The sequence below is a fragment of the Mesorhizobium sp. M2A.F.Ca.ET.067.02.1.1 genome, from assembly GCF_004023285.1.
GTDB lineage: Bacteria > Pseudomonadota > Alphaproteobacteria > Rhizobiales > Rhizobiaceae > Mesorhizobium.
In genome coordinates, this window is sequence record NZ_RZSB01001180.1 from 1 (window position 1) to 1112 (window position 1112).

Annotated in this window: 2 protein-coding genes; both read left to right on the forward strand. The window is 70.3% G+C overall.

Annotated features, from left to right (window positions below; genetic code table 11):
• On the forward strand, nt 1-803 hold an 803-nt coding region (locus EOA28_RS36550), incomplete at its 5' end, for an ABC transporter permease (protein WP_148671140.1).
• Nucleotides 800-1112, forward strand: a 313-nt coding sequence (locus EOA28_RS36555) for an ATP-binding cassette domain-containing protein (protein WP_128315881.1), incomplete at its 3' end; no start/stop codon positions are given. The genes EOA28_RS36550 and EOA28_RS36555, both read left to right, overlap by 4 nt.

Sequence of the window (1112 nt, forward strand, 5' to 3'; positions counted from 1 at the left end):
CCCCGGAAGCGATCGCCGGTGCCTCGATCCTCGCCTTGCTCGTCGTCATGGCACTGGCGGCGCCGATGCTCTTTCCCGGCGACCCGCAGGCGATCGCTGGCCCAGCGCTGTTGCCGCCGTTCCAGGACTGGCGGCTGCCGCTCGGCACCGACCGGCTCGGCCGCGACGTGCTGGCGGAGCTGTTCCACGGCGCCCGTACCTCATTGGCGGTCGGCCTGGCGGCGGCTGCCGCCGCGCTCCTGATCGGCGCCGTGGTCGGCACCTTGGCCGGCTTCGCCGGCGGCCTGATCGATGAGGTGCTGATGCGCATCACCGACGCCTTCCAGACCGTGCCGAGCTTCCTGCTGGCGCTCGCCTTCGTAAGCATCGTCGGGCCTTCGCTGGGCGCGGTCGTCGCGGCGATCGCGCTCAGCGCCTGGACCGGACCCGCGCGCGTCGCCCGCGCGGAAGTGCTGTCGATCCGCGAGCGCGACTACGTCGCCGGCGCCCGCGTCATCGGCATGCACCCGCTTGAGATCGCTTTTCGCGAGGTGCTGCCCAATGCCTTGCCGCCGGTGCTGGCGCTATCCTCGGTGATCGTCGCGGCTGCGATCCTCACCGAGGCCGCGCTTTCCTTCCTCGGCCTCGGCGATCCCAACCGCGTCACCTGGGGCGGCATGATCGCCGAAGGCCGCACGGTGCTGCGCACCGCGCCGTTCCTGTCGATCGTTCCGGGCGTAGCGCTCGTGCTGACGGTGCTCGGCGTCCATCTCGCCGGCGAAGGTGTGGTGGAAAGCACCGCGGTGCGCAGGAGCCTGTCGTGACGGCGTTGCTTTCCATTCGCGATCTGAGAGTTGCCTATCGGCGCGACGGCGCCGAGGTGGTGGCGCTGAAAGGTGTGAGCCTGGACGTTCTCGAAGGCGAGCGCCTGGCGATCATCGGTGAAAGCGGTTCGGGCAAGAGCACGCTAGCGCTGGCGGTTGCGGGGTTGTTGGCGCGGGGTGCCGAGATTGGCGGGCGCATGGATTGGTCCCTGCCGGCTAGGGTTGGCGCCAAGGCCCCCCTCTCTGGCCTGCCGGCCATCTCCCCCTCAAGGGGGGAGATTGGCAGCTCCGTCGCCGGCTCTCATCTTG